The following is a 26,472-nucleotide window of genomic DNA, read 5'->3' as shown; positions in this document are numbered from 1 at the left end:
CGCGCCGATGATAGTGCGGATTCCCGTGTGAAAGTAGGTCATCGTCAGGCTTTTATACTGATCAACCCCTCTGCTCTCCCCGAGTAGAGGGGTTTTTCTTTTGGCGGGCACTATCTGGCACCCTTCCCAAGCCTCCGGCTGACTATGTTTTGCGCTTCAGCGCTGCCCCTGCAAGCACCTTGGCGCACGGCTGGATGCCGGTGTTTGGCACAATAGCTGGTTTGTGTTTTCAAGGACTGCCATGACCGAGCAAAGCTGTCTGCGCCAGGCGCAGCGCCGCCGTTTGCTGCATCTATTGGCGCTGCTGGGCGGCGCCGGCGCGGTGTCTCCGGCTTTGGCGCTCTCGCTGGCCGATCTGAGCAATACCGATGCCAGCCAGGGCATCAAGGCCGCGCTGACCCAGGGCGCGCAGGTGGCGGTGTCCCAGCTGGGCCAAAGCGGGGGCTTTTTCAACAACCCGCAGTTGCGCATTCCGCTGCCAGGCTATATGGGTGAGGCGGCCAAGATGATGCGCCGCTTTGGCCAAGGCCGCTATGTGGATGAAGTGGAGCAGGGTATCAACCGCGCGGCCGAGCTGGCCGTGCCGATGGGCAAGGATGTGCTGCTGGACGCGGTGCAGCGCATGACCCTCGATGATGCCAAACGCATTCTGAGTGGTGGTGACCACTCGGTGACCACCTTCTTTATGGAAAAGACACGCCAGCCTTTGACGCAGCGCTTTTTGCCCGTGGTGACCCAGGCGACCGGCCAGGTCGGTGTGGTGCAGCAGTACAACCAGCTGGTGGGCAAGGCATCGAGCTTTGGGGTGTCCAGCGATGCGCTGGACCTGAACCAATATGTGACTGGCAAGACCCTCGACGGTTTATACGCCGTGATTGGTGAGCAGGAGCGCGCGATTCGCCAGAACCCGCTGGGCAGCGCCAATGCTGTCGTGCGCAAGGTTTTTGGGGCGCTGCGCTAAGCCATGGCGAAGAAACCTCCATCTCCCGCGCAGCCCCTCTGCCCTTGTGAATCCGGTGCCGCCTACAGCGCCTGTTGCGGCCGCTTCATTGCTGATTTTGAGGGCATGCCGGCACCGGATGCCGAGCATCTGATGCGATCGCGTTACAGCGCCTTTGTGCGGGAGGAGCGTGCCTACCTGCTGGCCACCTGGCATGCCTCGACCCGTCCATCGCAGCTCGATTTTGAGCCGCAGTGCCGCTGGCTGGGCTTGCAGGTCAAGGCCTTTGAGCTGCTAGATGACAGCCATGCCGAGGTGGAGTTTGTCGCCCGCTACAAGCTGCAAGGGCGCGCGGTGCGCCTGCATGAGCGCAGCCGCTTTGTGCAGGAGCAAGGCCGCTGGTTTTATCTGGATGGTGAGCAATTTTGATCGCCACCTGCCATTTTTCGAGGATCCCAAAATGAACCCCAATGCAGGCTTTGAGGCCATGCTGTTTGATTGCGATGGTGTGCTGGTGGACAGCGAAGTCATCACCAACCGGGTGCTGTGCACGATGCTCAACGAGGCTGGCTGGGTGCTGTCATCCGAAGACTGCTTGCAGCTGTTCATCGGCAAGATGGTGCGCAGCCAGAAGGACTTGATCGAGGCGAACACCGGCAAGCCGCTGACCGATGCCTGGATGGAAGAGTTCTATGCGCGCCGCAATGTGGCGCTGGAGCAGGATGTCAAAGCCATCGAAGGCGCGGTGGAGGCCATCAAGGCCCTGCATGCCCAGTTCAACGGGCAGATTGCCTGCGCCTCGGGTGCCGACCGCAAGAAGATTGTGATGCAGCTGCGCATTGCCGGTTTGCTGCCCTATTTTGAAGGGCGCATTTTCAGCGGCCATGAGATGCCGCGTACCAAGCCTTTCCCGGATGTCTACCTGGCTGCGGCTGCCGCGCTGGGCGCCGATCCGCAGCGCTGCCTGGTGATTGAAGACAGTGTGACCGGCACCCAGGCCGGCGTGGCGGCCGGCGCTACCGTGTGGGCCTACCACCCGCCAGCGCATGCGGTCTGCTCGCAGGCCGATCTGGCGGCAGCCGGTGCCAGCCAGTTCTTTGAACACATGGCCGATCTGCCTCAGCGCGTGGCCCGCGCATCGGCCGTCGCTGCCTGAGCTTTAAGATCCGCCCCAGACGCAGAGGCGGACACTGAAGCGACAGGCCTGATGCCAGGCTGCACCTAGACTTTTCGTCTGGTTGCCACCTGGAGCTGTTATGGGGCCTGTGCATGAGTGGGATGCAGCGTTTGACTTCATCATTGTCGGTGCCGGCATGGCTGGCTGCATCCTCGCCAACCGCCTGAGCGCATCGGGCCGCTTCCAGGTCTGTCTGCTGGAGGCCGGCCCACCCGATCACCACCCCTACATCCATATCCCCGCCGGCTTTATCAAGGTTGGCTACAACCCGCGCTACACCTGGCCTTTCAAGACTGCGCCCGATGCCGCCACGATGGGCCGCCAGGTGGTCGCGCAGCTAGGCCGCACCTTGGGCGGCTCCAGCGCCGTCAACGGTTTTAACTATGTGCGTGGCCAGGCCCAGGACTATGACGACTGGGCAGCCCAGGGCGCCACCGGCTGGTCTTATGACGAGGTGCTGCCGTACTTCAAACGCTCGGAGCGGCGCCTGGCCATCTGCGATGTGAACTACCGGGGGCTGGAAGGTGAATTGCCGATCACCGACTGCAACTGGCGCCACCCGCTGTGCGACGCCTTTATTGCCGGCGCCGCCAGCCAGGGCATTCCGTCGGGCAAGGACTACAACGCCGGCAAGCAGGAGGGCGCTGGCTACTACCAGCGCTGGATCCACCGGGGCTGGCGGGTCAGTGCTGCCAAGGCCTTTTTGCGCCCTGCCAAGGGTCGCGCCAATCTGCGGGTCATCCCCCGTGCCCAGGTCAGCCGCCTGGTGATGGAGGGCGCGCGTGTCACCGGCGTGGAGTACGCGGCCGAGCCGGGTGGCCCTGTGCGGCGCCTGCAGGCCAGCCGCGAGGTGGTGGTGGCAGCCGGCGCCATCAATTCGCCCAAGCTGCTCAACCTGTCGGGCCTGGGCGATGCGCAGCGCCTGCAGGACCTGGGTATTGCGGTACAGCAGCACCTGCCGGGTGTGGGCCAGGGCCTGCAAGACCATATGATGCTGCGCTCCATCGTGCGGGTGCAGAACGCCCCGACCTTGAACACCACTGCCCGGGGCTGGCGGCTCTGGGGCCAGGTGGCGCGCTGGCTGGCTGGCAAACCCAGCATTCTGGCCATCAGCCCTTCGGTGGCCTATGCGTTTTCATCGGCACAAACGGCTGGTGGCCGGGCCGATTTTCAGTTCCATTTCTCACCAGGCAGCTATGCCTCCGGCATTGCCGGCCAGCTCGATGATTTTCCCGGCATGACCCTGGGCTTTTACCAGCTGCGGCCGCAGAGCCGGGGCCATGTGCGCCTGGCATCGGCCCATGCCTGGGACAGCCCGGTGATCCAGCCGCACTACCTGCACCATGAGGCCGACCAGCGCCTGGTCGTCGAAGGCCTGCGCCAGGCCCGTCGCCTGCTGCACAGTGCGGCCTTGGCGCCCTATGTGGCCAGCGACGAGGCGCCGTCCGCCCAGCTGCAATCGGACGAGGAACTGCTGCAGTTTGCCCGTGAGCGGGGCAGCACGGCCTGGCACTTCATGGGTACCTGCCGCATGGGCGCAGCCGGCGATGGCCAGTCCGTGGTCGACCCCCAACTGCGCGTGCATGGCATCACCGGTTTGCGGGTGGCCGATGCCTCGGTGATGCCGGCCATGCCCTCGGGCAATACCGGCGCGCCGACGATGATGGTTGCCGAAAAGGCCGCTGATCTGCTGCTGGCCGAGCACCGCCACTAAGGGGTTGTAGTTACGAACTCTTACTTAGGAGAAACCCAGAAGAGCGTTTGCGGCATCCGCCGCTATATTGAAGAAGACAAGGGCCTCGTGCGTGCGGTGGAGGCTGACCAAGAGATTTGACAACAAAGCAAGGAGACAAACATGAACAAGCTCGTCTATCGTTTGACGAAGGCTGCGGCGCTGGTTGCCAGCACTTTGGCATTTTCGGCCCAGGCCCAGGACATCAAGATCGGCTACACCGCCGACCAATCGGCCAGCGGCGTGGCCGAGCTCGGCATCTCCGGCCGCTGGGGCTTTGAAGCCGCTATCGAGGACATCAACAAGGCCGGTGGCATCATGGGCCGCAAGCTGGTGGGCGTGGTGCGCGATGACCAGGGCACCCCTCCCAAGGCCATCCAGACGGTGCAGGAGCTGATCGACAGCGAAAAGGTCAGCGGTATCGTGGGCCCGGCCAACTCTGGCAATGCGCTGGCCTGGCTGCATATTCCGCAGCAAAAGAAGGTGCCGGTGATCGTGCCGATTGGTACCGCCACCGAGATCACCACGCGCTACGCCAAGGAGCCGCAGAACTACCTCTACCGCATCTCGATGGTGGACCGCGAGCAGGTCGCGCTGCTGGGCGCCTATGCCGTCAAGGCCTCGAAGGACAAGAAGATCGCCATCCTGGCGGACTCCACCGGCTACGGCCAGGGCGGCATCAAGGATGCGACCGAGATTCTGGCCTTGCACGGCATCAAGCCGGTGGCCGTTGAAAAGTACGGCCCCAAAGACACCGACATGACCTCGCAGCTCAACAAGATCAAGGCAGCGGGTGCGGACACCGTGATCATCTACGGCATTGCTGACGGCGCCGCCCAGGTGCTGCGCAGCATGGAGAAGATCAACTACATGCCCACGACCCTGGGCACCTGGGGCAACCTCAGCTCGCTGCTGCCCAAGATGGCGGGCACCAAGCTGGCCGAGCACCTGATCATGGCGGCTTCGACGACCGAAGACACCTCCGCCAAGACCAAGGCCCTGGGCCAGCGCGTGCGCGTGAACTTCCCGACCCTGACTACCTTCCCCTGTGCCGCCCAGGCCTATGACTCGGTGATGCTGCTGGCCGCTGCGATGAAGCAGGCCAACAGCACCGATGGCGAGAAGGTCGCTGCTGCGCTGGAAAACCTGAACAGCACCGAAGGCGTGATCAAGACCTATGACAAGCCCTTTAGCAAGACCAACCACGAAGGCCTGAGCGTGGGCGACTTCTACCTCGCCCGCTGGAAGGGCAGCGACGTGGTGCGCTTTGAAGACAGTGTCTACAAGTCGCTGACGCCAGCGGATCTGAAGAAGTAAGGCATCGACTCGTCAGGCCTGCGCCCGCCCCATGCGGTCCGCAGGCCTGGTTTTTTTAGCGGCAATGTGTCTGGGGTGCGTATGCTGGATTCGATACTGCAGGCGGTCTTTAGCGGGCTGGCCTTGGGAAGTATTTATGCCTTGGTGGCGGTGGGTTTCAACATCACCTTCAACACCACCAAGACCTTGAATTTTGGCCAGGGCGAGTTCTTGGTCGCGGGCGCGTTTGTCGCGGTCTCGGTGCTGCTGCTGCTCGCCGGCAAGAACATCACCGATAGCCTGCTGCCCGCCGATGTCAGCCTGTGGCGCTATGTGCTCAGTCTGGTGGGCACGATGGCCGTCCTGGCGCTGCTGGGCCTGCTGCTGTACTACGCCGCCGTGCGGCCCTTTGTGGGGCGCGGCGGCATGGCCTGGGTGATGAGCACCATCGGCTTTGGCATCATCATCCAGAACACGGCGCTGGCCATCTGGGGCCCGGCGCCGCTGGTCATGCCCTCGCCGCTGGGCAGCGAGGTGCTGCGCATCGGCAATGCCGGTGTGCTGCCCCAAGAGGTGCTGGTACTGGTCTGCAGCGTGGCCGTGTTGCTCGCGCTCGATTATGTGATGCGCCATACCCGCATCGGCAAGGCCGTGCGCGCCGTCGCGCAAAGCGGCAGTGCAGCCACCCTGATGGGCATCAATGTGACGGCCATCGTCGTACTGGCCTTTGTCATCAGTTCCAGCCTGGCGGGCCTGGCCGGTTTGCTGATTGCGCCCATCACCACCGCCTCGGTGTTCATGGGCATGACCTTGGCGCTCAAGGCCTTCTCCTCGGCCATTCTGGGTGGGCTGACCAGCCCACGCGGCTGCATGCTGGGCGGCTTTGTGCTGGGTTTGATTGAGGCCCTGGTGGGCCTGTGGCAGGCGGAGATGCGCGAGATCAGCATCTTCTTGCTGATCATCGTGGTGCTGGTGGTGCGGCCCCAGGGCCTCTTGGGCCAGAAGATCGTGGAGAAAGTCTGATGAACAGCGAGATCAAGCACTACGGCTGGCTGGCCCTGGTGGCGGCGCTGGTGGCCGCCATCCCGCTGATGACCAGCAACGACTTCTACCTGCGCATCGTCTTTCTGATCGGGGTCAACTACATCGCCGCCTCGGGGCTGAATGTGCTGGTGAACTACACCGGCCAGAAATCACTGGGCCATGCCGGCCTGTTTGCCGTGGGTGCCTATGCGGTGGCCCTGCTCACCACCCGTTGGGGCTGGAACCCCTGGGCCGCGTTTGCAATGGCCGGTGTGCTGGCCGGCCTGTTTGGCGTGGTGATCGCGCTGCCAGCGCTGCGCGTCAAGGGCCCGGCGCTGGCGATGGTCACCATCGGCTTTGGCATCGTGGTTGAGAAGGTGGTCTCGGAATGGCAGGATGTGTTTGCCGGCCAGCAGGGCATCTATGGCGTGGTGCCCTTGAAGCTCGGCGATCAGATGTTTGCCTCCTCGCACTGGGTCTGGTTTGTGCTGGCTCTGTGCCTGGTGCTGCATGTGATGTTCCGCCACCTGCTGGCGGGGCGCTTTGGCCGTGCCTTCATGGCCGTCAACACTGCCGAGGTGGCGGCCGAGAGCGTGGGCGTCAGCGTATACAAGTTCAAGGTGCTGGCCTTTGTCATCAGCGCCTTTACCTGCGGCATTGCCGGCGCGCTGATCACACAGCAGAACCAGTACATCAACTCCGACTTCATCACCTTCAACCTGTCGGTGTTCTTCCTGCTGGTGGTGCTGTTTGGTGGCAATTCCGTCTATGGGCCGCTGCTGGGCGCCGTGGTGCTGACCCTGCTCGATTCGCTGCTGTCGCGCTGGCCGGGTGTCCAGCATTTCACCTATGGTGCGCTGCTGCTGTTTGCGCTGTACGCCATGCCCAATGGCCTGGCCGGCACCTTGCGCAGCCTGGCGCGCAAATACGCACCGGGCCTGCTGCCCACGCCGCAGCTGCCGCAGGATCTGCCGGCCTGGCAGCTCAAGTCCGCCGCGCCGCTGGCCAGTACCGGCGCAGAAGGCTTGCTGGACGGCCGTGGCATCTACAAGGCCTATGGCGGCGTGGTGCCGACCAATGAGGTGGATCTGTGCATCAAGCCCGGCCATGTGCATTCGTTGATCGGGCCCAATGGCGCGGGCAAGACCACCTTGCTCAACATCCTGTCGGGCATTGTGGTGCCCGAGCGCGGCTCCATCCAGTTTGCGGGGCAGAGCATCGTTGGCGTGTCCCCCAACCGGATCGCCCGCATGGGCCTGGGCCGTACCTTCCAGAACCTGCGCCTGTTCAGCGACATGACGGTGCTCGACAACGTCAAGGTCGGCTTGCATGCGCATATCCAGGCGGGCTTCTTTGCCAGCCTGATAGGGGTGGGCAAGGCCCGGCGCGCCGAGCTCGCTGCGCGGGATGAGGCCTTGCAGATCCTCGACCGCCTGCAGCTGCGCGACAAGGCGCTGCACACCGCAGGCAGCCTGCCCTATGGCCTGCAGCGCCGGCTGGAGCTGGCGCGCGCGCTGGCCACCCACCCGCGCCTGCTGCTGCTCGATGAGCCGGCCGCCGGCCTCAACCCGCAGGAGACGCAGGAACTGATCCAGGTGATTGCACGCATCCGCGATCTGGGCATCACCGTGCTGCTGATCGAGCACCACATGGACCTGGTGATGGCCGTGTCCGACCATGTCATCGTGCTCGACTACGGCCAGAAGATTGCCGAGGGCACGCCCCAGCAGGTGCAAAGCAACCCGCGCGTGATTGCCGCCTACCTGGGCAGCGACGATGAAACCGAGGACAACGCGATGAACGGAGGCACCCATGCCTGAGCAAACACCATTGCTGCGTGTCGAGGCGCTGGAGCTGCACTACGGTGCCGTGCAGGCGCTCAAAGGGGTGTCGCTGCAGGTGCATGCCGGTGAGGTGGTCACCATCATCGGTGGCAATGGCGCGGGCAAGAGCACCCTGATGAAGGCGATCTCCGGCCTGGAGCCCACAGCGGCAGGCCGCATCGAGTTCCTGGGCCAGGACATCACCCGCATGCCCGGCCACCTGCGCGTGCCCTTTGGCATTGCCCAGTCGCCCGAAGGCCGCCAGGTGTTTGCCGACCAGAGCGTGCATGACAACCTGCTGCTGGGCGCCTACCACCGCAAGGATGGCGCCGCCGCGATTGCCGCCGATGTGGAACAGCAGTTCAACACCTTCCCCCGGCTGCGCGAGCGCCGCGCGCAGATGGCCGGCACCATGTCGGGCGGCGAGCAGCAGATGCTGGCGATTGCGCGTGCGCTGATGTCGCGGCCCAAGCTGCTGCTGCTCGATGAGCCCTCGCTGGGCCTGGCGCCGCTGATCGTCAAGGAGATCTTTGCGATCGTGCGCCAGCTCAAGGCGCAGGGCGTGACCATCTTGCTGGTCGAGCAGATGGCCAACCAGGCGCTGGCCGTGGCCGACCGCGCCTATGTGCTGGAGACCGGCCACTTCACCCTGCAGGGCGCCGCTGCCGATCTGCGGCGCGACCCCAAGGTACGTGCCGCGTACCTGGGAGCCCATGCATGAGCGGGCCGGCAGCCGACCATTTTGACTATGTGGTGGTCGGCAGCGGTGCGGCCGGCGCGATCGTGGCCGCCCGCTTGGGCGAGGACCCGGCGCTGCGCATCTGCGTGCTCGAAGCCGGCCCGCCCGACCACCGGCCCTACCTCAAGCTGCCGGCCGGCTTTATCAAGGTGATCTTCAACCCGGCGGTGGCCTGGCAGTTCAGCTCCGAACCGACCGAGCGCACCGGCGGCCGGCGCATTCCACTGCCCCAGGGCAAGACCTTGGGCGGATCCACCTCCATCAATGGCCTGGTCTACAACCGGGGCCAGCGCGAAGATTTTGACGGCTGGGCGGCGCAGGGCAATGCTGGGTGGTCCTATGACGAGGTGCTGCCGTATTTCCAGCGCAGCGAGCATTTTGTCGATGGTGGCGACCCTGCTCTGCGGGGGCACAACGGGCCGCTCAAGGTAAGCCTGCCGCACTGGCCGCATCCGATTTGCGAGGCCTTCCTGGACGGCGCTGCCGAGCAGGGCCTGGCGCGCAACCCGGACTACAACGGCGCCTACCAGCAAGGCGTGGGCTATTTCCAGCGCAGCATCCACAACGGCTGGCGCATGAGCACGGCGGGCTGCTTTCTGCGCCCGGCTGTGCGGCGCGGCAACCTGGATGTGCGGACCCACGCGCAGGCGCTGCGCATTCTGATCGAGGGCGGCCGCGCCTGCGGGGTGGAGTACCTGCAGGGCGGTGTGCGGCGCCAGGTGATGGCGCGGCGCGAGGTGGTCGTCAGCGCCGGCGCCATCAACACGCCTAAGCTGCTGCAGCTGTCGGGCATTGGTGACGGCGAGCGGCTGCGCGCGCTGGGCATTGCCACCCAGGTGCATTTGCCGGGCGTGGGCCAGCACCTCAAGGACCATTTCTCGGTGCGGCTGGTCGCCTCTGTGAAGAACGCCACCACGATCAATGAGCTGGCGCGTGTGCCGCGCCTCTGGGGCCAGGCCTGGCAATGGCTGCGTGGCAAGCCCAATATTCTGCAGCTCAGCCCGTCCGTCGTGCACTGGTTCGCGGCCTCGCAGCCGGGGCTCGCGCGACCCGATCTGCAAGGCGTGTTCTCCCCGGCCAGCTACCGCGAAGGCTATGTCGGCCAGCTCGATGTGTTTCCGGGCATGACCTGTGGCGTCTGGCAGCACCGGCCGCAGAGCATGGGCACGGTGCAGTTGGCATCAGCCGACCCACTGGCCGACCCGGTGGTGCAGCCGCGCTATCTGGCGGAAGAGGGCGACCGCCAGACCCTTATTCGTGGTGTGCGCCAGGCCCGGGCCTTGCTGCAGAGCCAGGCGCTCGCGCCCTACCGGGTGGACGAGGTCATGCCGGGCCCACAGGTGCAGTCCGATGACGAGATCCTGGACTTTATCTACCGCTACGGTGTCTCGTCCTACCACCTCAACGGCACGGCGCGCATGGGGCCCCGGCCCGAGGCAGGTGCCGTCGTTGATGCCCAATTGCGCGTGCATGGGCTGCAGGGCCTGCGCGTGATCGATGCCTCGGTGATGCCCGAAATCACCTCGGCCAACACCTGTGCGGCCACAATGATGATTGGCGAGAAGGGCGCGGATCTGCTGCGCCGCGCGGGCTAGGTACCTGGCCCGGCTTGCAGTGCAGCAGGCGGGCCAGCGCCGTCAGCGCTTTTTGTGCGCCCGCATGTCCAGCACCTGGGGCAGGCTGCGCACATCCTGGCCCGCCGCCAAGATCCGGTGCTTCTGGATCTTCTGCGTGCCGGTGGTGGGGATCTCGTTGGTGAACCACCACCAGCCTGGCACCTTGTAGTAGGCCATCTCCTGCTGGCAGAACGCAAACAGCTCCTGGCAGATGGCGGTGCCGGGCGCCACACCTTCGGTCAGCACAATGCTGGCCAGCACCTCTTCTTCGCGGATGTCATCGGGCGCGGCCAGCACGGCCACCTGGTGCACCTTGGGGTGGGACAGCAGCACGGCCTCGACCTCGGCGGCGGCAATGTTCTCGCCGGAGCGGCGGATGATGTTCTTGCGCCGGTCCATGAAGTGCAGCAGGCCATCGGGGTCCTGCACCACCACATCCCCGGTGTGGAACCAGCCGCCTTCCCAGGCCTTGGCGGTGGCCTCGGGGTTGTCCAGGTATTCGCTGAAAAAATGCTTGCGCGGGGTCTCGGCCGAGTAGCGCACCAGCATCTCGCCAGGCGTGCCAGGCGGCACCGGCTGGCCGCTCTCATCGGCCACCAGTACCTCGAGCCCCGGCGCACCCCGGCCGAAGGAGCGTGTGCCCACCTGGCGGTCGTCGCCATGGTCGGAGAGGGTGCGCACCACCTCGGTCATGCCCCAGAGCTCGATCAGCGGAAAGCCAAAACGCTGCTCGAAAGCGGCATGCAGCTGCGGCTCCACCCCCGCGCCATAGCCAAAGCGCACACAGTGCTGCTTTTCCCAATCGGATGGCGGCTGCTTGAGCAGCAGCGGAATGATCACGCCCAGGTAGTGGACGATGGTGGCGCGGCTGCGGGCCACCTCTTCCCACCAGCGGCTGGGCTGAAAGCGGTCGGTCTGGATCTGGCAGCCGCCAGTGAGCAGCATGCAGTAGAACGACAGGATGGACGCGTTGACATGGAACAGCGGCAGCGGGTTGAACAGGCGCTCGCGGCCCTCCTGGATCGACACGTGGCCGGGGTGAGACGCATACCACTTGCCAGCGGCCAGCTCATAGGCATGCGAGAGCACACAGCCCTTGGGCTGGCCGGTGGTGCCCGAGGTGTAGAGGATGCTCGCTGGCGTGTCGGCGCTCAGGCTGCCCGAGGGCTGCGAGCGTGCCGGCGGTAGCGTGATGGCGCTGCCATCTTGCGGATCGGTGCAGACCAGCGCTGGCTGGTTGCGCGTGTCCTGCAGGGACTGCTGCAGCGCCTCGAGCCGCTCGGGCAGGCAGATCACCAGGTCCAGCTGCGCATGGTCGATCAGGTAGTTCAGCTCGCGGCGCTTGTAGTCGGGGTTGATGGGCACACAGCAGATGCCCAGGCTGTTCATCGCCAGCTTGTGCCAAAGATGCTCGGGCCGGCTTTCCAGAAACAGCCCCACACGGTGGCCCACGCCATAGCCCGCTGCCTGGTAGTAGGCCTGCAGCCGCGCAATATGGGCGCCGGCCTGCGTGTAGCTGAACTCGCAGCCCTCGGGCAGGTAGCTGCGCTTGGGGTTGGCCGGCACCGCCAGCAGGCTGTGAGCGGGGTAGCGCGCAATGGCGGCCTGCAAGGCCTGGCCGATGGTGGTGTGGTCGGTGATGGCAATCATGTCGGTGGGCTTCCAGGCAGGGTCAGGGCCGGATCAAGGGCGATGGAATGGGGTCGATCTGCTGGTCCAGCGCGGCCTGCTTTTCGACCTCCAGGCTGCGCAAAAAGGCGGCGCGCTGCTGCAGGTGCATCCAGTAGTGCTGGGTGGCCGGCCCCCATTGCGAGGACATACCCAAGTAGTCCGACAGCATCAGCGCATAGCCCACGGCCACATCGGCAGCAGTGAAGCGGCCTGCGCAGAGGTAGGGTAGGTCGGCCGGCATCGCCTGGGCAGCGGTCTCCAGTGCGCGCAGCCGGCCCAGAAACCAGCGCTCGTAGTCTTGGGCGACCTGGGGCTGGCGCCGCACGGCGGGCTCGAAGAACTGGTAGCGCAGCACCAGGGTCTGCGGAAAGGTCAAGGTCGCATCGGACATGTACAGCCAGTTCAGGTAGCTGCCATAGGCGGGGTCGCTGGGCTGCACCTCCAGGCGCTGCGCGGGGTCGCGGCTGGCCAGGTACTGGCAGATGGCGGACGACTCGGTCATGCGCGTGTCGCCATCGACCAGAAAGGGCACGGTGCCCAGGGGGTTGAGTGCCAGGTAGTGCTTGGCCAGTGCGCGGGGTGGAAAGGGCAGCATCTGCAGCCGGTAGGGCAGGCCCAGCTCTTCCAGCATCCATAGCGCGCGGAACGAGCGCGCGCTCACACAGTGGTACAGCTCGATCACGGCAAGTCTCCATCCGATGTTGTGCCGCCATCTTGGCACGAATGGACGCCAGCGGCTGCCCTGCAGGTGTCAGCCAGGTTGCAAATCGGGCCGGTCTCAGGCCAACATCCGCTCCGCCTCAGGCCGGCGGCCGGGTGCTCTTGCGGTATTCGGCCGGGGACATGCCCATCCAGGTGCGAAAGGCCCGGATAAAGCTCTTGTCGTTGCTGAAGCCGGCCAGCTGCGCGATCTGCTTGATGGGGCGATTGCTGCGGTGCAGCAGGGTCAGCGAGCGTTCGCGCCGCACCTCGTCCTTCAGGGCCTGCAGCGATGCACCCTCGTCCTTGAGCTGGCGGTGCAGGGTGCGCAGCGACAGGTGCAGCTTGGCCGAGAGGCTGTCGGCGCTGTGCATCGCCGAGGGGTCGGCGGCCAGCAGCTGGCGCACGCGCTGCACCATCAGCCGGTCGCGCCGGTAGGGGCGCACGGTCAGCGGCAGCGCGCGCTGCAGCATGCGCTGCAAGGCGGCCTCATCGCGGGCAATTGGCAAGGCGAGATAACGCGCATCAAACTGCATGCGGGTGACTGGCGCGCCAAACTGCACATCGCCGGGGAAGAGCAGCGCATACACATCGGCATGGGCCGGCGCCTCGAACGGAAAACTCACCTTGAACAACGGCAGCGACGAGTCGACAAACCAGCTCGACAGCCCATGCATATTGCGCAGCATGGACACCAGGCAGAACTCGCGCAGCTCGCCCAGGCCCGTGTGCTCAATGATCTCGACCGTGGCCGTCTCGCCCTGCACCTGCAGGCTGAGCGCCAGGTCATCGGTGAGCAGGCCGTGGTGGCGGCACCAGCGCTTGAGCGCCACCCCCAGGTTGGGGCTGGTGAGCGAGGCGCGCGCCAGCATGCCATAGCTGCCCCAGGGCAGGCGCCGGCTGAACCAGCCCAGCGCCTCATCGTCCAGCTCCTGCATCGCCGCATCCGAGAGCGTTTCAAACTGCAGGGCGGTGATGCCGGGGCCGTCTTTTTCGACCGCCAAGGGATCGATTTGCGCCAATTGCAGCGCGCGGTCCGCACTCAGCCCCCGGTGCTGGTAGGCCCGCGCGATGGCCCGGACAAAGGCCATGGGCGTAACGGCGGGGTGGTGCACGACGGCAGAGGAGGGCAGCGGTTTGGGCATGGAGGGTGGGGTTTAAAAAGCGCCAAGCAGAGCCATTGTACTGGCGACATTTGCAACCATCCTGCCATCATTTGCGCGGCACGCTCGCGTATCCTGAAAGACAAGGAACAGGGCCGCCGACCCGGCTGGTTGGGCGGCGGACAGGAGACACCATGAGCGAGACCAGATTGACCAGCAGCTATGCACGGGGCGCCAGCGAGCCGCGCCTGCTCAACAAGACCATCGGCCAGCAGCTGAGCGAGACGGCAGCGCGCTTTGGCGCGCGCGATGCGCTCATCAGCCGCCACCAGGGCCTGCGCCTTACTTACCAGCAGCTGCTGGAGCAATCGCAGCAACTGGCCAGCGCCTTGCTGCGCGCTGGCATCGCCAAGGGCGACCGGGTGGGGATCTGGTCGCACAACAATGTGGAATGGGTGCTGCTGCAGCTGGCCACCGCCCATGTGGGCATCATCCTCGTCAACATCAACCCGGCCTACCGCACCTCGGAGTTGGCCTATGCGCTGAACAAGGTGCAGTGCAAGGCGCTGTTTGTGATGGAGCGCTTCAAGACCAGCGACTACCTGGGCATGGTGCGCGCACTGGCGCCTGAGCTGGAAACCCAGGCCAGCGCTGCGCTGCAGATTGAGGCCTTGCCCGATCTGCGCCTGGTGGTCTGGATCGATGTCGCAGGCCAGGGCCAGGAGCAGGCAGGCATGCAGCGCTTTTCGCGCTTTATCGCCAGCGGTGATGCGGCCGACCCGCAGGTCGCGCAGATCGGCGCCACTTTGACGCCCTACGACCCGATCAATATCCAGTTCACCAGTGGCACCACGGGCTTCCCCAAGGGCGCCACGCTGACCCACCGCAATATCGTCAACAACGGCTATTTCATTGGCGAGGCGATGAAGCTCTCGGAAGAAGACCGGCTCTGCATCCCCGTGCCGCTCTACCACTGCTTTGGCATGGTGCTGGGCAATATGGCCTGCATGACGCATGGCGCGGCCATGGTCTACCCCAATGACGGCTTTGATGCGCTGACCGTGCTGGAGACGGTGCAGGCCGAGCGCTGCACCGGCCTGCATGGCGTGCCCACGATGTTCATTGCCGAGCTGGACCACCCGCGCTTTGCCGAGTTCGACCTGTCGAGTCTGCGCACCGGCATCATGGCCGGCTCGCCTTGCCCGATCGAGGTGATGAAGCGCGTGGTCAGCCAGATGCATCTGTCCGAGATCACCATCGCCTACGGCATGACCGAGACCAGCCCGGTCAGCTGCCAAAGCTCGACCGACACGCCGCTGGACAGGCGCGTGTCCACCGTCGGCAAGGTGCATCCGCACCTGGAGGTCAAGATCGTCAGCCCCGAGACCGGCGAGACCGTGGCCCCGGGCCAATCCGGTGAGCTCTGCACGCGCGGCTACTCCGTCATGCATGGCTACTGGGGTGATGAGGCCAAGACGCGCGAGGCCATCGATGGCGATGGCTGGATGCACACCGGCGACCTGGCCACGATGGATGCCGACGGCTATGTGAACATCGTCGGCCGCATCAAGGACATGGTGATCCGGGGTGGTGAGAACATCTACCCGCGCGAGATCGAGGAGTTCCTCTACACCCACCCGCAGGTGCAGGATGTGCAGGTGGTGGGCGTGCCCGACAGCCGCTTTGGCGAGGAGCTCTGCGCCTGGGTCATCGTCAAGGCCGGCCAAAGCCTGGATGCCGAGGCGCTGCGCAGCTACTGCAAGGGCCGGGTGGCCCATTACAAGGTGCCGCGCTACATCGAGTTTGTCGAGGCCTTCCCGATGACGGTGACCGGCAAGATCCAGAAGTTCAAGATCCGCGAGGCGATGATCGAATCGCTGAAGCTGGATGTGAGCAAGACGGCCTGAACCGCGCAGAGCGCCGCCATGCAGCACCCGCCTGAACGATCAATGCCCTTCCAGCTTGGCAGCTTGCTTGGCGGCGGCGCGGCGGGCCACTTCCAGGCGCTTGCGCAAGGTGATCTCGCTCAGGTCCAGCTCCTGGACCAGGCTGCGCAGCGATTCGTCGTTGATGCGGTTGTTGTGCCGCTCGGCGTAGATGGTGTGGCGCTCGACCTTGATGCAGTTGAGCCGCATCTCCAGCTCAGCCACATAGCGCAGGCGGCGCTCCTGCACCGCGTCGGGCGTGGCCAGGTCTTGCACCTCGGCGGTTTCGGGCGTGCGCTCTTCATCCAGCAGGTCGATACGGTTGCGGTACTCGCGCGCAATGCGGCCTTCGATTTCATGCTGCTGGGCCTGCCATTCGGTGGGCTGCTGGGCGGCATCGTCGTCGCTCATCGCCAGGCTGTTGATCGCAGCGCGGCAGGCTGCAATGCGCGCCTGGCGCTCTTCGCGCACCGATTCGGGCTCGCTCACCGCCTGCACGCGGCGCAGCACCAGTGGCAGGCCGATGCTGCCGATCACCAGGGTGAACAAGATGGTGCCGGTGGCCAGAAAGATCAGCATGTCACGTGCCGGAAACGGCTGGCCGTTGTTCAAGAGCAGCGGCACCGACAGCGCACCGGCCAGCGTGACCGCACCACGGATGCCCGCCAGGGTCGTGGCCAGGTTCAGCCACAGGTCGGGTTTTTTGACCAGCTTGCCGGCCTGGTGGGCCTTGTGCAGGCTGCGGCTGACGCCCAGCATCAACCAGATCCAGCGCAGCGCCAAAAGCGCGATCGAGATGATGGCGACATAGCCCACCAGAATCCACCAGTCATGGCCGGCATCGCGCAAGGTCACGCCGATGATCGACGGCAGCTGCAGACCCAGCAGCAGGAAGATCGCGCCATTGAAGGCCGATTCGACCATCGCCCAGGTACCGGCGGTCTGCATGCGCTCGGAGATGTAGTCGGCCCGGTTCAGGTCGCCAAAATTGGTGGCCACGCCCGCAGCCACGGCCGCCAGAATGCCGGAGACGCCAATCTTTTCGCCCAGCAGGTAGGCCGCAAAGGGCAGCAGCACCAGCAGCAGCACCATCTGGGTGGCCGCCACATCGCCCAGGCGGCGGGTGACGGTATCGCGCAGGTAGCTGAAGCCCCAGCCCACCGCAGCGCCCACGCCCAGGCCGCCCAGTGCGATCCACAAAAACTCCTGCGTGACCTGGGTCCAGGAGAACAGGCCGGTCAAGGTGGCGGCGATGGCAAATTTCAGCGCCACCAGGCCCGAGGCATCATTGAGCAGCGATTCGCCTTCGAGCACATGCATGGTGTGGGCCGGCATGCCCAGGTTGCGCGTGATGGCCGATACGGCCACCGCATCGGTGGGCGATATCACGGCGGCCAGCGCAAAGGCAACGGTCAGCGGGATCTCCGGAATCATCCAGTGGATCAGGTAGCCCAGGCCAATCACGGTAAACAGCACCAGGCCGAAGGCCAGCCGCAAAATAGGGCGGTACAGCGCAAAGAACTCGCGCTTGGGAATGCGCCAACCGTCGGCAAACAGCAGCGGCGGAATGAACAGCAGCATGAACAGGCCGGGGTCGAAATCGATATGCAGGCCTTTTTGTGGCCAGGACAGCGCCGCGCCCAGCATGATCTGGATCAGCGGCAGCGGAATGGCCCGGATGTAGCGCGCAATGATGCCGGTGACGGCACCGATCATCAGGACGAGCAGGACGGTTTCGACGGTGTGCATGGTGCGGATTCGTTTGGCAGCAGACTATTTTTAAAGAAAACGCGTTTCTGAACGGAACGCTAGAACATTGAAGAGGACAAGCATGAGCAAACTCGCAACCCAGCTGAATGCCCGGTCGGCAGATTTTCAGACCAATGCGCAAGCCATGCGCAGCATTGTGGAGGACCTGCGGGCCCAGTCTGCCAAGGTGGCGCAAGGCGGTGGTGAAGCCGCCCGTGCCAAGCACCTGGGCCGGGGCAAACTGCTGCCGCGTGACCGCGTGCAGATGCTGCTGGACCCCGGCACGCCCTTCTTGGAGCTGGCGCCGCTGGCTGCGCTGAACATGTACAACAACGATGCACCGGGTGCGGGCTTGATCGCCGGCGTGGGCCGGGTCAGTGGCGTGGACTGCATGATCGTGTGCAATGATGCCACGGTCAAAGGCGGTACCTACTACCCGATGACGGTAAAAAAACATTTGCGCGCCCAGGAAGTGGCCGCGCAAAACCGCCTGCCCTGCATCTACCTGGTCGATTCGGGCGGCGCCAACCTGCCCAACCAGGACGAGGTCTTCCCCGACCGCGAGCACTTTGGCCGCATCTTCTACAACCAGGCCAATATGTCGGCCCAGGGCATTGCGCAGATCGCTGTGGTCATGGGCTCCTGCACCGCTGGCGGCGCCTATGTGCCGGCGATGAGCGACGAGTCCATCATCGTGAAGAACCAGGGCACGATCTTTTTGGGTGGCCCGCCGCTGGTGAAGGCTGCGACCGGCGAGGTGGTGAGTGCCGAAGACCTGGGCGGCGGCGATGTGCACACGCGCCTGTCGGGCGTGGCTGACCACCTGGCCGACAACGACACCCATGCGCTGGCGCTGGCCCGCAAGGCCGTGAGCCACCTGAACAAGGCCAAGCAGCCCAATGCGGCTGACAAGGCACCGCAGGCACCGGCCTACCCGGCCGATGAGCTGTATGGCGTGATCCCGGTCGATACGCGCAAGCCCTTTGATGTGCGCGAAATCATTGCCCGCATTGTCGATGGCAGCGATTTTGACGAGTTCAAGGCCCGTTTTGGCGCCACCCTGGTCTGCGGCTTTGCCCGGGTCGAGGGCATGGAAGTGGGCATCATCGCCAACAACGGCATTCTGTTCAGCGAGTCGGCCGTCAAGGGCGCGCACTTCATCGAGCTGTGCTGCCAGCGCAAGATTCCGCTGGTCTTCCTGCAGAACATCACCGGCTTCATGGTCGGTCGCAAGTACGAGAACGAGGGCATTGCCCGCCATGGCGCCAAGCTGGTGACGGCGGTGGCCACGGCCAGCGTGCCCAAGTTCACCATCATCATCGGCGGCAGCTTTGGTGCCGGCAACTACGGCATGTGTGGCCGCGCCTACAGCCCGCGCTTCCTGTGGATGTGGCCGAACGCGCGCATCAGCGTGATGGGCGGCGAGCAGGCGGCCAGCGTGCTGGCCACGGTCAAGCGCGATGGCATCGAGGGCCGGGGCGGCGCCTGGACGGCGGAGGAGGAAGAGGCCTTCAAGGCGCCCATCCGCCAGCAGTACGAGGACCAGGGCCACCCCTACTACGCCTCGGCACGCCTGTGGGATGACGGCGTCATCGACCCGGCAGACACCCGCCGCGTGCTGGCGCTGGGCCTGGCCGCCACCCGCAATGCACCGATCGAGGACACCAAGTTCGGCGTCTTCCGCATGTAAGGCCCTGAGACAGAGAGGACACCATGAAAAGCACATTTCTGACCGTCGAAGCCGCTGGACCGGTGGCCACCATCACCCTGACCCAGCCCGATGTGCGCAATGCCTTCAGCGATGAGGTGATTGCCGACATCACCCGCGCCTTCAGCTGGGTGGGTGCGCAGGCCCAGGTCCGCGCCGTGGTGCTGGCCGCCGAAGGCCCGGCCTTCTGCGCTGGCGCCAACCTGAACTGGATGCGCGCCATGGCCGACTACACCCGTGAGGAGAACCTGGTCGATGCCGGCAAGCTCGCCGAGATGCTGCGCGTGATCTACACCTGCCCCAAGCCGACGATTGCGCGGGTGCAGGGCGATGTCTATGCCGGCGGCATGGGCCTGGTGGCCTGCTGCGACATGGCCGTGGCGGCCAGCCACGCCGGTTTTTGCCTCAGCGAGGTGAAGATCGGCCTGATCCCGGCCACGATCAGCCCCTATGTGATCCGCGCGATGGGCCCGCGTGCGGCGCACCGCTACTTTCTGACCGGTGAGCGCTTTGACGCCGCCGAAGCGCTGCGCAGCGGCTTTGTGCACCAGGTGGTGGAGGCCGAGGCGCTGGACAGCGCCGTCGACGGCCTGCTCAAGCACTTGCTGAGCGCCAGCCCGGCCGCGGTGCAGGCCTGCAAAAAGCTGGTGCTCGATGTGGCCGGCCGCGAGGTGGACGAGGCACTGATCGCAGAGACGGTGGCCGGCATTGCCGACATCCGCGCCAGCGCCGAAGGCAAGGAAGGCGTGCAGGCCTTCTTGAACAAACGCAAACCCAGCTGGCTGGGAGGCTGATGCAGCCCTAACGCGGCCTTGGATGGCAGACAGCAAGCGGGCATTGGCGCTATAAACAGCGCGTTTGCTGACTGGCACTGAGGAGCACCACCATGGATATCTGGAACACCATCGTCAACTGGCTGCACGGCATCGGCCTGCATCTGGACAAGGACACCGCGCACACGGTGGGGCAGGCGGCCGACCAGGTCGGCCAGGTGGCCGGCCAGATGGGCCAGGCCATGGCGCAGTGGGACTGGGGCCAGCTGATGGCCTTGGCGGCTGCGCTCGGTTGGGCCAGTGGCTTTCGGCTCTACGCGGTGGTGTTTGTGACGGGCATGCTGGGCGCCACCGGCGTGCTGCAGCTGCCCGGTGGGCTGACGGTGCTGCAGCAGCCGGTGATCCTGTTCATCAGCGGCGCGCTGCTGTTTGTCGAGTTCTTTGCCGACAAGATCCCCGGCGTGGATTCGGTCTGGGATGCGGTGCAAAGCGTGGTGCGGGTGCCAGCGGGTGCGGCATTGGCGGCCAGCGTGTTTGGCACCGACAACGCGACGATGGCCACGGCGGCAGCCCTGATGGGCGGCACCTTGGCGCTGAGCAGCCAGGTGGCCAAGACCACGACGCGCGCGGCCATCAACACCAGCCCGGAGCCTTTCTCCAACTGGGGCGCCAGCCTGGTCGAAGACGGGATCTCGATCGGTGCGGTGTGGCTGGCCATCAACCACCCGCTGGTGTTTGCGCTGGCGCTGGCCGTGGTGCTGGTGCTGATGTGGGTGATGACCTGGGTGTTGTGGAAGTTTTTGCGGGCCGTGGTGCGCCGGATTCGCCGGTGGCTGGGCCATGAAGAGCCGGTGGCCTTGGCCGCCACGGGCGCGGATCACCAACGATATTGACCGGGGGCTTGCAAAGGCGGGCCGGGGTCAGGGAAGAAGACTGAGGAGATTGTTCTATGTTCTCGAAAATTTTGATCGCCAACCGTGGTGAGATTGCCTGCCGCGTCGCCGCTACCGCCCGCCGCATGGGCGTCAAGACTGTGGCCGTCTATTCCGATGCTGACGCCCATGCCAAGCATGTGGCCGCCTGCGATGAGTCCGTGCACATCGGTGGCAGCGCCCCTAAGGACAGCTACCTGCGCTGGGAGCGCATCATCGAAGCTGCCAAGGCCACCGGCGCCCAGGCCATCCACCCCGGCTACGGTTTCTTGAGCGAGAACGAAGACTTTGCCGTGGCCTGCGCCGCTGCGGGCCTGGTGTTCATCGGACCGCCTGCCAATGCCATCCGTGCGATGGGCCTGAAGGCCGAATCCAAGCAGCTGATGGAAAAGGCCGGCGTGCCGCTGGTGCCTGGCTACCATGGCGCCGGCCAGGACCCGGCCATGCTGCACGCGGAGGCCGACCGCATCGGCTACCCGGTGCTGATCAAGGCCAGCGCTGGCGGCGGTGGTAAGGGCATGCGCCTGGTGGAAAAGAGCGAGGACTTTGCGGCCGCGCTGGAGTCCTGCAAGCGCGAGGCCATCAACAGCTTCAGCAATGATGCGGTGCTGATTGAGAAATACGTATTGCGCCCCCGCCATATCGAGATCCAGGTGTTTGGTGACACCCAGGGCAATTGCGTCTACCTGTTCGAGCGCGACTGCTCGGTGCAGCGCCGCCACCAGAAGGTGCTGGAAGAAGCCCCTGCGCCCGGCATGACCGCTGCGCTGCGCCAGCAGATGGGCGAGGCGGCGGTCGCCGCTGCCAAGGCCGTGGGCTATGTGGGCGCGGGCACGGTGGAATTCATCGTCGAGCAGCCCGGCGGCTACGACCAACCCGAGGCGATGAAGTTCTACTTCATGGAGATGAACACGCGCCTGCAGGTCGAGCACCCGGTGACCGAGGCCATCACCGGCGAAGACCTGGTGCAGTGGCAACTGCTGGTGGCCAATGGCCAGCCGCTGCCCAAGCAGCAGGCGGAGCTCAAGATCAGCGGCCACGCGATCGAAGCGCGCATCTGCGCCGAGAACCCGGACAACAACTTCCTGCCCGCCACCGGCACCTTGCATGTCTACCGCAAGCCCGACTGCAGCAGTTTTGCAATCAGCGATGTGCGCATTGACGATGGCGTGCGCGAAGGCGATGCCATCAGCCCCTTCTACGACAGCATGATCGCCAAGCTTATCGTCCACGGCGCAGACCGCGCCCAGGCGCTGGCGCGGCTGGATGCGGCGCTGGCTGCGGTGCGCATTGTCGGCCTGCAGACCAATGTGCAGTTCCTGCGCCATATCCTGGCCACGCCCTCGTTTGGCCAGGCCAAGCTCGATACGGCGCTGATCCAGCGCGAAGAGACCCTGCTGTTCAAACAACGCGGCCTGGGCCTGGATACCGCTGCGGCCGCTGCCGTGGTGGCCGAGCTGCTGCAGGAGCGCGCTACCGAGAGCCACGACCCCTTCAGCCGCCGCGATGGCTGGCAATCGCATGGCGTGACCGAGCGCCGCTTTGACTTCGAGTTTGGCGGCGACAAGCTGCAGGCGGCGCTGCGCTACGAGGCCGCTGGCCTGGTGCTGACGGTGGGCGATGCCACGGGCCCGCTGCAGTTCAGCCCCAACGGCGAGCTCGTGGAGCTGCAGTTCAACGGCCAGCGTGACCAGGTGCAGACCTGGCAGCAGGGCGAGGTGGTGCATGTGTTCGCCCCGCGCGGCGCGGCCGAGATCACCGCAATCGATGCGCTGGCCCATGCCGGTGAGGCCGGCAGCGAAGGCGGGCGCCTGACGGCCCCGATGCCGGGCAAGGTGGTGTCGTTTGCAGTCAAGGCCGGTGACAAGGTCAGCAAGGGCCAGCCGCTGGCGGTGATGGAGGCGATGAAGATGGAGCACACGATTGCCGCCCCGGCCGATGGCGAGGTGCTGGAGCTGCTGTTTGCGCCGGGTGACCAGGTGACTGAGGGCGCCGAACTGCTCAAGCTGCAGGTCGCTGCCGCCTGACAGGGCCGCTGCGCTGTCTGTGACGGCGCAGCACCCTTTTCTGTGCTGAAATGCCGGCCATGAAAATTCTCGTCTACACCGACAGCGATGAGCTGCAGCCCTGGCTGGATGCGATTCGCCTGCACCTTCCCCAGGCCCAAGCCTGCGGCTGGACACCCGGCATGGCCCAGGCCGATTACGCGCTGGTCTGGAAGCCGCCGCAGCAGCTGTTCGACGAGCAAGGCGCGGGCCTCAAGGCGATCTTCAACATGGGCGCTGGCGTCGATGCGCTGTTTGCGCGCCAGCTGCCCCCCGGCGTGCCGGTGCTGCGGCTCGAAGACGCCGGCATGGCCGTGCAGATGGCCGAGTATGTCTGCCATGCGGTCGTCGACCATTTCCGCGATCTGGCGCCGTACCGGGCGCAGCAAAGCGCCGGCATCTGGGCCCAGCAGCCCTTGCGTTTGCGCAGCGATTTTCCCGTCGGCGTGATGGGCCTGGGTGTGCTGGGCGAGCGCGTGGCCCAGGCGGTGGCGCAGTTTGCGTTTCCGGTGCGCGGCTGGAGCCGCTCGCCCAAGCAGATCGCCGGTGTGCAGTGCTTTGAGGGCATGGCGCAGCTGCCGGACTTTCTGCGTGCTACGCGTATCCTCGTCAACCTGCTGCCGCTGACCGCGCAGACCGAGAACATCATCGATGCCGGCCTGCTGGCACAGTTGCAGCCGGGCGCCTATGTGGTCAATGTGGCGCGCGGCGCGCACCTGGTCGACGCCGACCTGCTGGCCGCGCTGGACAGTGGGCAGGTGGCTGGTGCCACCTTGGATGTGTTCCGCACCGAGCCCCTGCCCGCCGAGCACCCGTTCTGGCAGCAGCCGCAGATCCGCATCACGCCGCACAGCTCCGCCCGCACCTTGCCCGAAGAGACTCTGCAGCAGATCCTGCACAAGCTCCAGGCCTTTGCCGCCGGAGAGAAGCCTGGCGGTATGGTCTATGCCGATCGCGGATACTGATTCCGCCCCCGTTTTTAAGAAATACCCCAGGAGACACCCCATGGCCCGCTACCCCCAACGAGTCCAATTGATTGATGTCGGCCCGCGCGACGGCCTGCAGAACGAGAAATCGCCGGTGCCGGCGGCCGTCAAGATCGAGCTGACCCAGCGCCTGCAGGATGCGGGCCTGACCGAGATTGAGGTCACCAGCTTTGTCAGCCCCAAATGGGTGCCGCAGATGGGTGACAACGCCGAGGTGATGGCGGGGCTGGCGCGTAAGGCCGGTGTGCGCTATTCGGTGCTGACCCCGAACATGAAAGGCTATGAAGCGGCCGTGGCCTCCCAGCCCGATGAGATCGTGGTGTTTGGCGCGGCCAGCGAAGCCTTCAGCCAGCGCAATATCAACTGCTCGATTGCCGAGAGCATCGAGCGCTTTGCGCCGGTGGTGGAAGCGGCCAAGGCCGCCGGCATTGCGGTGCGCGGCGCGATGAGCTGCACCGTGGGCTGCCCGTATGAGGGCGAGATTGCGCCTTCGCGCGTGGCCTACCTGGCCGAGCTGATGAAGGGCATTGGCGTCGAGCGCGTCGATGTGGCCGACACCATCGGCGTGGGCACACCGATCAAGGTGCAAAAGGCGCTGGAAGCGACCTTGCAGTATTTCAATCTGGACCAAGTGAGCGGGCATTTCCACGACACCTATGGCCAGGCGCTGCCCAACACCTTGGCGTCGCTGGAGCTGGGTATCTGGAACTTCCAGTCGTCCATCGCCGGCCTGGGCGGATGCCCCTATGCCAAGGGCGCGACCGGCAATGTCGCCACCGAAGACCTGGTCTACATGCTGCATGGCATGGGCATCGAGACCGGCATTGACCTGGACAAGCTCGTCGATGCGGGCATCTACATCAGCGACTTTTTGCAGCGCAAGCCCAACTCGCGCGTGGCCGTGGCGCTGATGAACAAGCGCGCGGGTTGATCGCCCAGCGCGGGCTCGCGAATGCCCGCTGCGCTGCAGCGGAGCCTGCTAAACGGCACAATCGTCGCTTAACAAGGAGTTGAACCATGTGTGGAGCGGAGTTGCTGAGCCTGCCCGAAGGGGTGCAGCGGGTAGCCAGGGTGCTGCAGGACAAGGGCCATCCGCATGGGCCGCAGATGCTGGAAGTCTCAGCGCGCACGGCCCAGGAGGCCGCCGATGCGCTGGGCATTGCGCTGGGCCAGATCGCCAAGAGCATTATTTTTCGCCGCAAGATCGATGATGCCTGCGTGCTGGTCATCACCTCGGGTGACTGCCGCGTGGACGAGACCAAGGTGGCGGCGCTGGTCGGCTCGGTAGGGCGCGCGGATGCGGATTTTGTCAAAGCCCGCACCGGCTTTGCGATTGGCGGTGTCTCGCCGGTTGGCCATGTGACCAAGCCCGTTACCCTGATCGACCGCGAGCTGTTCCGCTTTGAACAGATTTGGGCCGCTGCAGGCCACCCGAGCGGCGTATTTGCGCTGGCGCCGGCCGATCTGGAAGCGCTGACCGGCGCGCCGGTGGCCGATGTGGTCAAGGAGGCGGCATGACAGAACAAGTGGACAAGCCGGTGGAGTTGCCCGTGGCCTCGCCCGCACCGCTGGCAGCCCGCACCAAGCAGGTGCGCGTCACCGGTGCCTTTGCGGCCGATTACGCCGATATCGTGCCATCGCCCTGTGTGTCGCTGTGCAAGATGAATGCCGACCGCAGCCACTGCATCGGCTGCTACCGCTCGATCGACGAGATCCGCGCCTGGTCCAAGGCCGATACCGCCGAACGCCAGCAGATCTGGCTGCAGGCGCTGGGCCGTGCGGGCCTGGGCACCAATGGCCGGCCGCTGGTGCCGGCGGTCTAAGAGGAGCCGGGTATGAAAAGCATCGATTTCTACCTGGACTTTGTCTCTCCCTACGCCTGGCTGGCCTTCCATGCGCTGCCGCAGGCGCTGCAAGGCCATAGCGTGCATGTGCGCTACCGGCCCGTCTTGCTGGGTGCGCTGCTGCAGCAGCATGCCAACCCCGGCCCGGCCGGCATTGCCGGCAAGCGCGAATGGACCTACCGCCATGCCAGCTGGCTAGGCCACAGCCTGGGCTGCGGTCTGCAAATGCCTGCGCAGCACCCCTTCAACCCCTTGCCCTTGCTGCGCCTGGCCTTGCGCACCGGCCAGGGCGGCTGCATCAACCGTTTCACCGCCGATGCCATCTTTCGCCATGTCTGGCTGGGTGGCGCCGATGCGCTGGATGCGCAGCGCCTGCAGGCCTTGGAGCAAACCTTGGCCGAGCAGCTGCGCCATGGCGATGCGGTCGAACAGGCAGCCAAGCAGGCCTTGCGCAGCAATACCGATGCGGCGGCGGCCGCCGGCGTGTTTGGCGTGCCCAGCATGGTGCTGGACGACAAGCTGTTCTGGGGCCTGGATGGGCTGCCGATGCTGAGCGCTTACCTGAACGGCGATGCCTGGTTTGCCGATGGCCAATGGGATGCGGCAGCAGACCGTCCCTCCGGCTTGGCCAAGCGCTGATAAGCGCTGATTTCCGGCTTCAGCGCCGCTGAAAACACCTTTCCCAGCGGTT

The 26,472-nt window shown here is 65.4% G+C and carries 23 protein-coding genes; 19 read left to right on the top strand and 4 right to left on the bottom strand.

Going from position 1 to position 26,472, the window contains the following annotated elements:
* The first annotated feature begins 241 nt into the window (after window positions 1-241).
* The 9 genes from WH265_RS23105 (at window position 242) to WH265_RS23065 (ending at window position 10,325) form a co-directional block, all read left to right on the top strand.
* Window positions 242-961, top strand: a complete 720-nt coding sequence (locus WH265_RS23105; protein ID WP_339559783.1) for a DUF4197 domain-containing protein — start codon at window positions 242-244, stop codon at window positions 959-961.
* A gap of 3 nt (window positions 962-964) precedes the next feature.
* Window positions 965-1,369 carry a YchJ family protein gene (locus WH265_RS23100; RefSeq protein ID WP_339559782.1) on the top strand — a complete coding sequence of 135 codons (405 nt, stop codon included), beginning with the start codon at window positions 965-967 and terminating at the stop codon, window positions 1,367-1,369.
* Between the two features lie 31 nt (window positions 1,370-1,400).
* Window positions 1,401-2,096, top strand: coding sequence for an HAD family hydrolase (locus WH265_RS23095; RefSeq protein WP_339559781.1), 696 nt, complete (start codon window positions 1,401-1,403; stop codon window positions 2,094-2,096).
* Between the two features lie 100 nt (window positions 2,097-2,196).
* Window positions 2,197-3,831 carry a GMC family oxidoreductase gene (locus WH265_RS23090; RefSeq protein WP_339559780.1) on the top strand — a complete coding sequence of 545 codons (1,635 nt, stop codon included), beginning with the start codon at window positions 2,197-2,199 and terminating at the stop codon, window positions 3,829-3,831.
* Between the two features lie 141 nt (window positions 3,832-3,972).
* Complete coding sequence (locus WH265_RS23085; RefSeq protein ID WP_312988732.1) at window positions 3,973-5,166, top strand: ABC transporter substrate-binding protein; 1,194 nt, start codon at window positions 3,973-3,975, stop codon at window positions 5,164-5,166.
* 81 nt (window positions 5,167-5,247) lie between these two features.
* Complete coding sequence (locus WH265_RS23080) at window positions 5,248-6,168, top strand: branched-chain amino acid ABC transporter permease (protein WP_312988734.1); 921 nt, start codon at window positions 5,248-5,250, stop codon at window positions 6,166-6,168.
* Window positions 6,168-7,988, top strand: a complete 1,821-nt coding sequence (locus tag WH265_RS23075; protein ID WP_339559779.1) for a branched-chain amino acid ABC transporter ATP-binding protein/permease — start codon at window positions 6,168-6,170, stop codon at window positions 7,986-7,988. The genes WH265_RS23080 and WH265_RS23075 overlap by 1 nt, the downstream gene beginning before the upstream one ends.
* Entirely contained in the window at window positions 7,981-8,712 is a 732-nt protein-coding gene (locus WH265_RS23070; protein WP_043338144.1) for an ABC transporter ATP-binding protein, read from the top strand. The genes WH265_RS23075 and WH265_RS23070 overlap by 8 nt, the downstream gene beginning before the upstream one ends.
* Window positions 8,709-10,325: a GMC family oxidoreductase gene (locus tag WH265_RS23065; protein WP_339559778.1), complete on the top strand. Its 1,617-nt coding sequence runs from the start codon at window positions 8,709-8,711 to the stop codon at window positions 10,323-10,325. Before WH265_RS23070 ends, WH265_RS23065 begins: the two co-directional genes overlap by 4 nt.
* Before the next feature lie 42 nt (window positions 10,326-10,367).
* On the opposite strand, the gene WH265_RS23060 is transcribed toward WH265_RS23065, so the two are convergent.
* The 3 genes from WH265_RS23060 to WH265_RS23050 all read right to left on the bottom strand — a co-directional run bounded on the left by WH265_RS23060 (window position 10,368) and on the right by WH265_RS23050 (window position 13,861).
* Complete coding sequence (locus tag WH265_RS23060; RefSeq protein ID WP_339559777.1) at window positions 10,368-11,996, bottom strand: AMP-binding protein; 1,629 nt, start codon at window positions 11,994-11,996, stop codon at window positions 10,368-10,370.
* A 22-nt stretch (window positions 11,997-12,018) separates the two neighbouring features.
* Window positions 12,019-12,699: a glutathione S-transferase family protein gene (locus WH265_RS23055; protein ID WP_339559776.1), complete on the bottom strand. Its 681-nt coding sequence runs from the start codon at window positions 12,697-12,699 to the stop codon at window positions 12,019-12,021.
* A gap of 118 nt (window positions 12,700-12,817) precedes the next feature.
* The gene (locus tag WH265_RS23050) at window positions 12,818-13,861 is read right to left on the bottom strand and encodes an AraC family transcriptional regulator (protein ID WP_230770387.1); all 1,044 of its coding nucleotides are present in this window, start codon (window positions 13,859-13,861) and stop codon (window positions 12,818-12,820) included.
* A gap of 152 nt (window positions 13,862-14,013) precedes the next feature.
* Between WH265_RS23050 and WH265_RS23045 the strand changes: the two genes are divergently transcribed.
* Window positions 14,014-15,726, top strand: a complete 1,713-nt coding sequence (locus WH265_RS23045; RefSeq protein ID WP_339559775.1) for an AMP-binding protein — start codon at window positions 14,014-14,016, stop codon at window positions 15,724-15,726.
* Window positions 15,727-15,765: 39 nt separating this feature from the next.
* Here the strand turns inward: WH265_RS23045 and WH265_RS23040 are convergent, their stop codons facing one another.
* Window positions 15,766-17,493, bottom strand: a complete 1,728-nt coding sequence (locus tag WH265_RS23040) for a Na+/H+ antiporter (protein ID WP_021024800.1) — start codon at window positions 17,491-17,493, stop codon at window positions 15,766-15,768.
* Between the two features lie 82 nt (window positions 17,494-17,575).
* Here WH265_RS23040 and WH265_RS23035 point away from each other — a divergent pair, with 82 nt between their 5' ends.
* The 9 genes from WH265_RS23035 to WH265_RS22995 all read left to right on the top strand — a co-directional run bounded on the left by WH265_RS23035 (window position 17,576) and on the right by WH265_RS22995 (window position 26,420).
* Window positions 17,576-19,183 (top strand): carboxyl transferase domain-containing protein, encoded by a 1,608-nt coding sequence (locus tag WH265_RS23035; protein WP_230770391.1) that lies wholly within the window; start codon window positions 17,576-17,578, stop codon window positions 19,181-19,183.
* Between the two features lie 23 nt (window positions 19,184-19,206).
* Window positions 19,207-19,995, top strand: a complete 789-nt coding sequence (locus WH265_RS23030) for an enoyl-CoA hydratase/isomerase family protein (RefSeq protein ID WP_021024798.1) — start codon at window positions 19,207-19,209, stop codon at window positions 19,993-19,995.
* 92 nt (window positions 19,996-20,087) lie between these two features.
* On the top strand, window positions 20,088-20,867 hold the full coding sequence (locus WH265_RS23025) for a DUF4126 domain-containing protein (protein WP_339559774.1): 780 nt from the start codon (window positions 20,088-20,090) through the stop codon (window positions 20,865-20,867).
* Between the two features lie 56 nt (window positions 20,868-20,923).
* On the top strand, window positions 20,924-22,933 hold the full coding sequence (locus WH265_RS23020) for an acetyl/propionyl/methylcrotonyl-CoA carboxylase subunit alpha (protein ID WP_339559773.1): 2,010 nt from the start codon (window positions 20,924-20,926) through the stop codon (window positions 22,931-22,933).
* A gap of 59 nt (window positions 22,934-22,992) precedes the next feature.
* Window positions 22,993-23,916 (top strand): 2-hydroxyacid dehydrogenase, encoded by a 924-nt coding sequence (locus WH265_RS23015; RefSeq protein ID WP_339559772.1) that lies wholly within the window; start codon window positions 22,993-22,995, stop codon window positions 23,914-23,916.
* A gap of 40 nt (window positions 23,917-23,956) precedes the next feature.
* Entirely contained in the window at window positions 23,957-24,868 is a 912-nt protein-coding gene (locus WH265_RS23010) for a hydroxymethylglutaryl-CoA lyase (RefSeq protein WP_339519658.1), read from the top strand.
* 86 nt (window positions 24,869-24,954) lie between these two features.
* Window positions 24,955-25,455 (top strand): YbaK/EbsC family protein, encoded by a 501-nt coding sequence (locus tag WH265_RS23005; RefSeq protein ID WP_339559771.1) that lies wholly within the window; start codon window positions 24,955-24,957, stop codon window positions 25,453-25,455.
* Entirely contained in the window at window positions 25,452-25,760 is a 309-nt protein-coding gene (locus WH265_RS23000) for a DUF1289 domain-containing protein (RefSeq protein ID WP_339559770.1), read from the top strand. The genes WH265_RS23005 and WH265_RS23000 overlap by 4 nt, the downstream gene beginning before the upstream one ends.
* 12 nt (window positions 25,761-25,772) lie before the next feature.
* A complete protein-coding gene (locus WH265_RS22995; RefSeq protein WP_339559769.1) occupies window positions 25,773-26,420 on the top strand; it encodes a DsbA family protein in 648 nt (215 codons plus the stop codon).
* Window positions 26,421-26,472 lie beyond the last annotated feature (52 nt).

It is taken from the genome of Comamonas sp. MYb396 (genome assembly GCF_037479555.1).
Taxonomy (GTDB): Bacteria; Pseudomonadota; Gammaproteobacteria; order Burkholderiales; family Burkholderiaceae_C; genus Comamonas.
The sequence above is the reverse complement of the archived record's forward strand: the minus strand, read 5'-3'. Positions and strand labels throughout refer to the sequence as shown.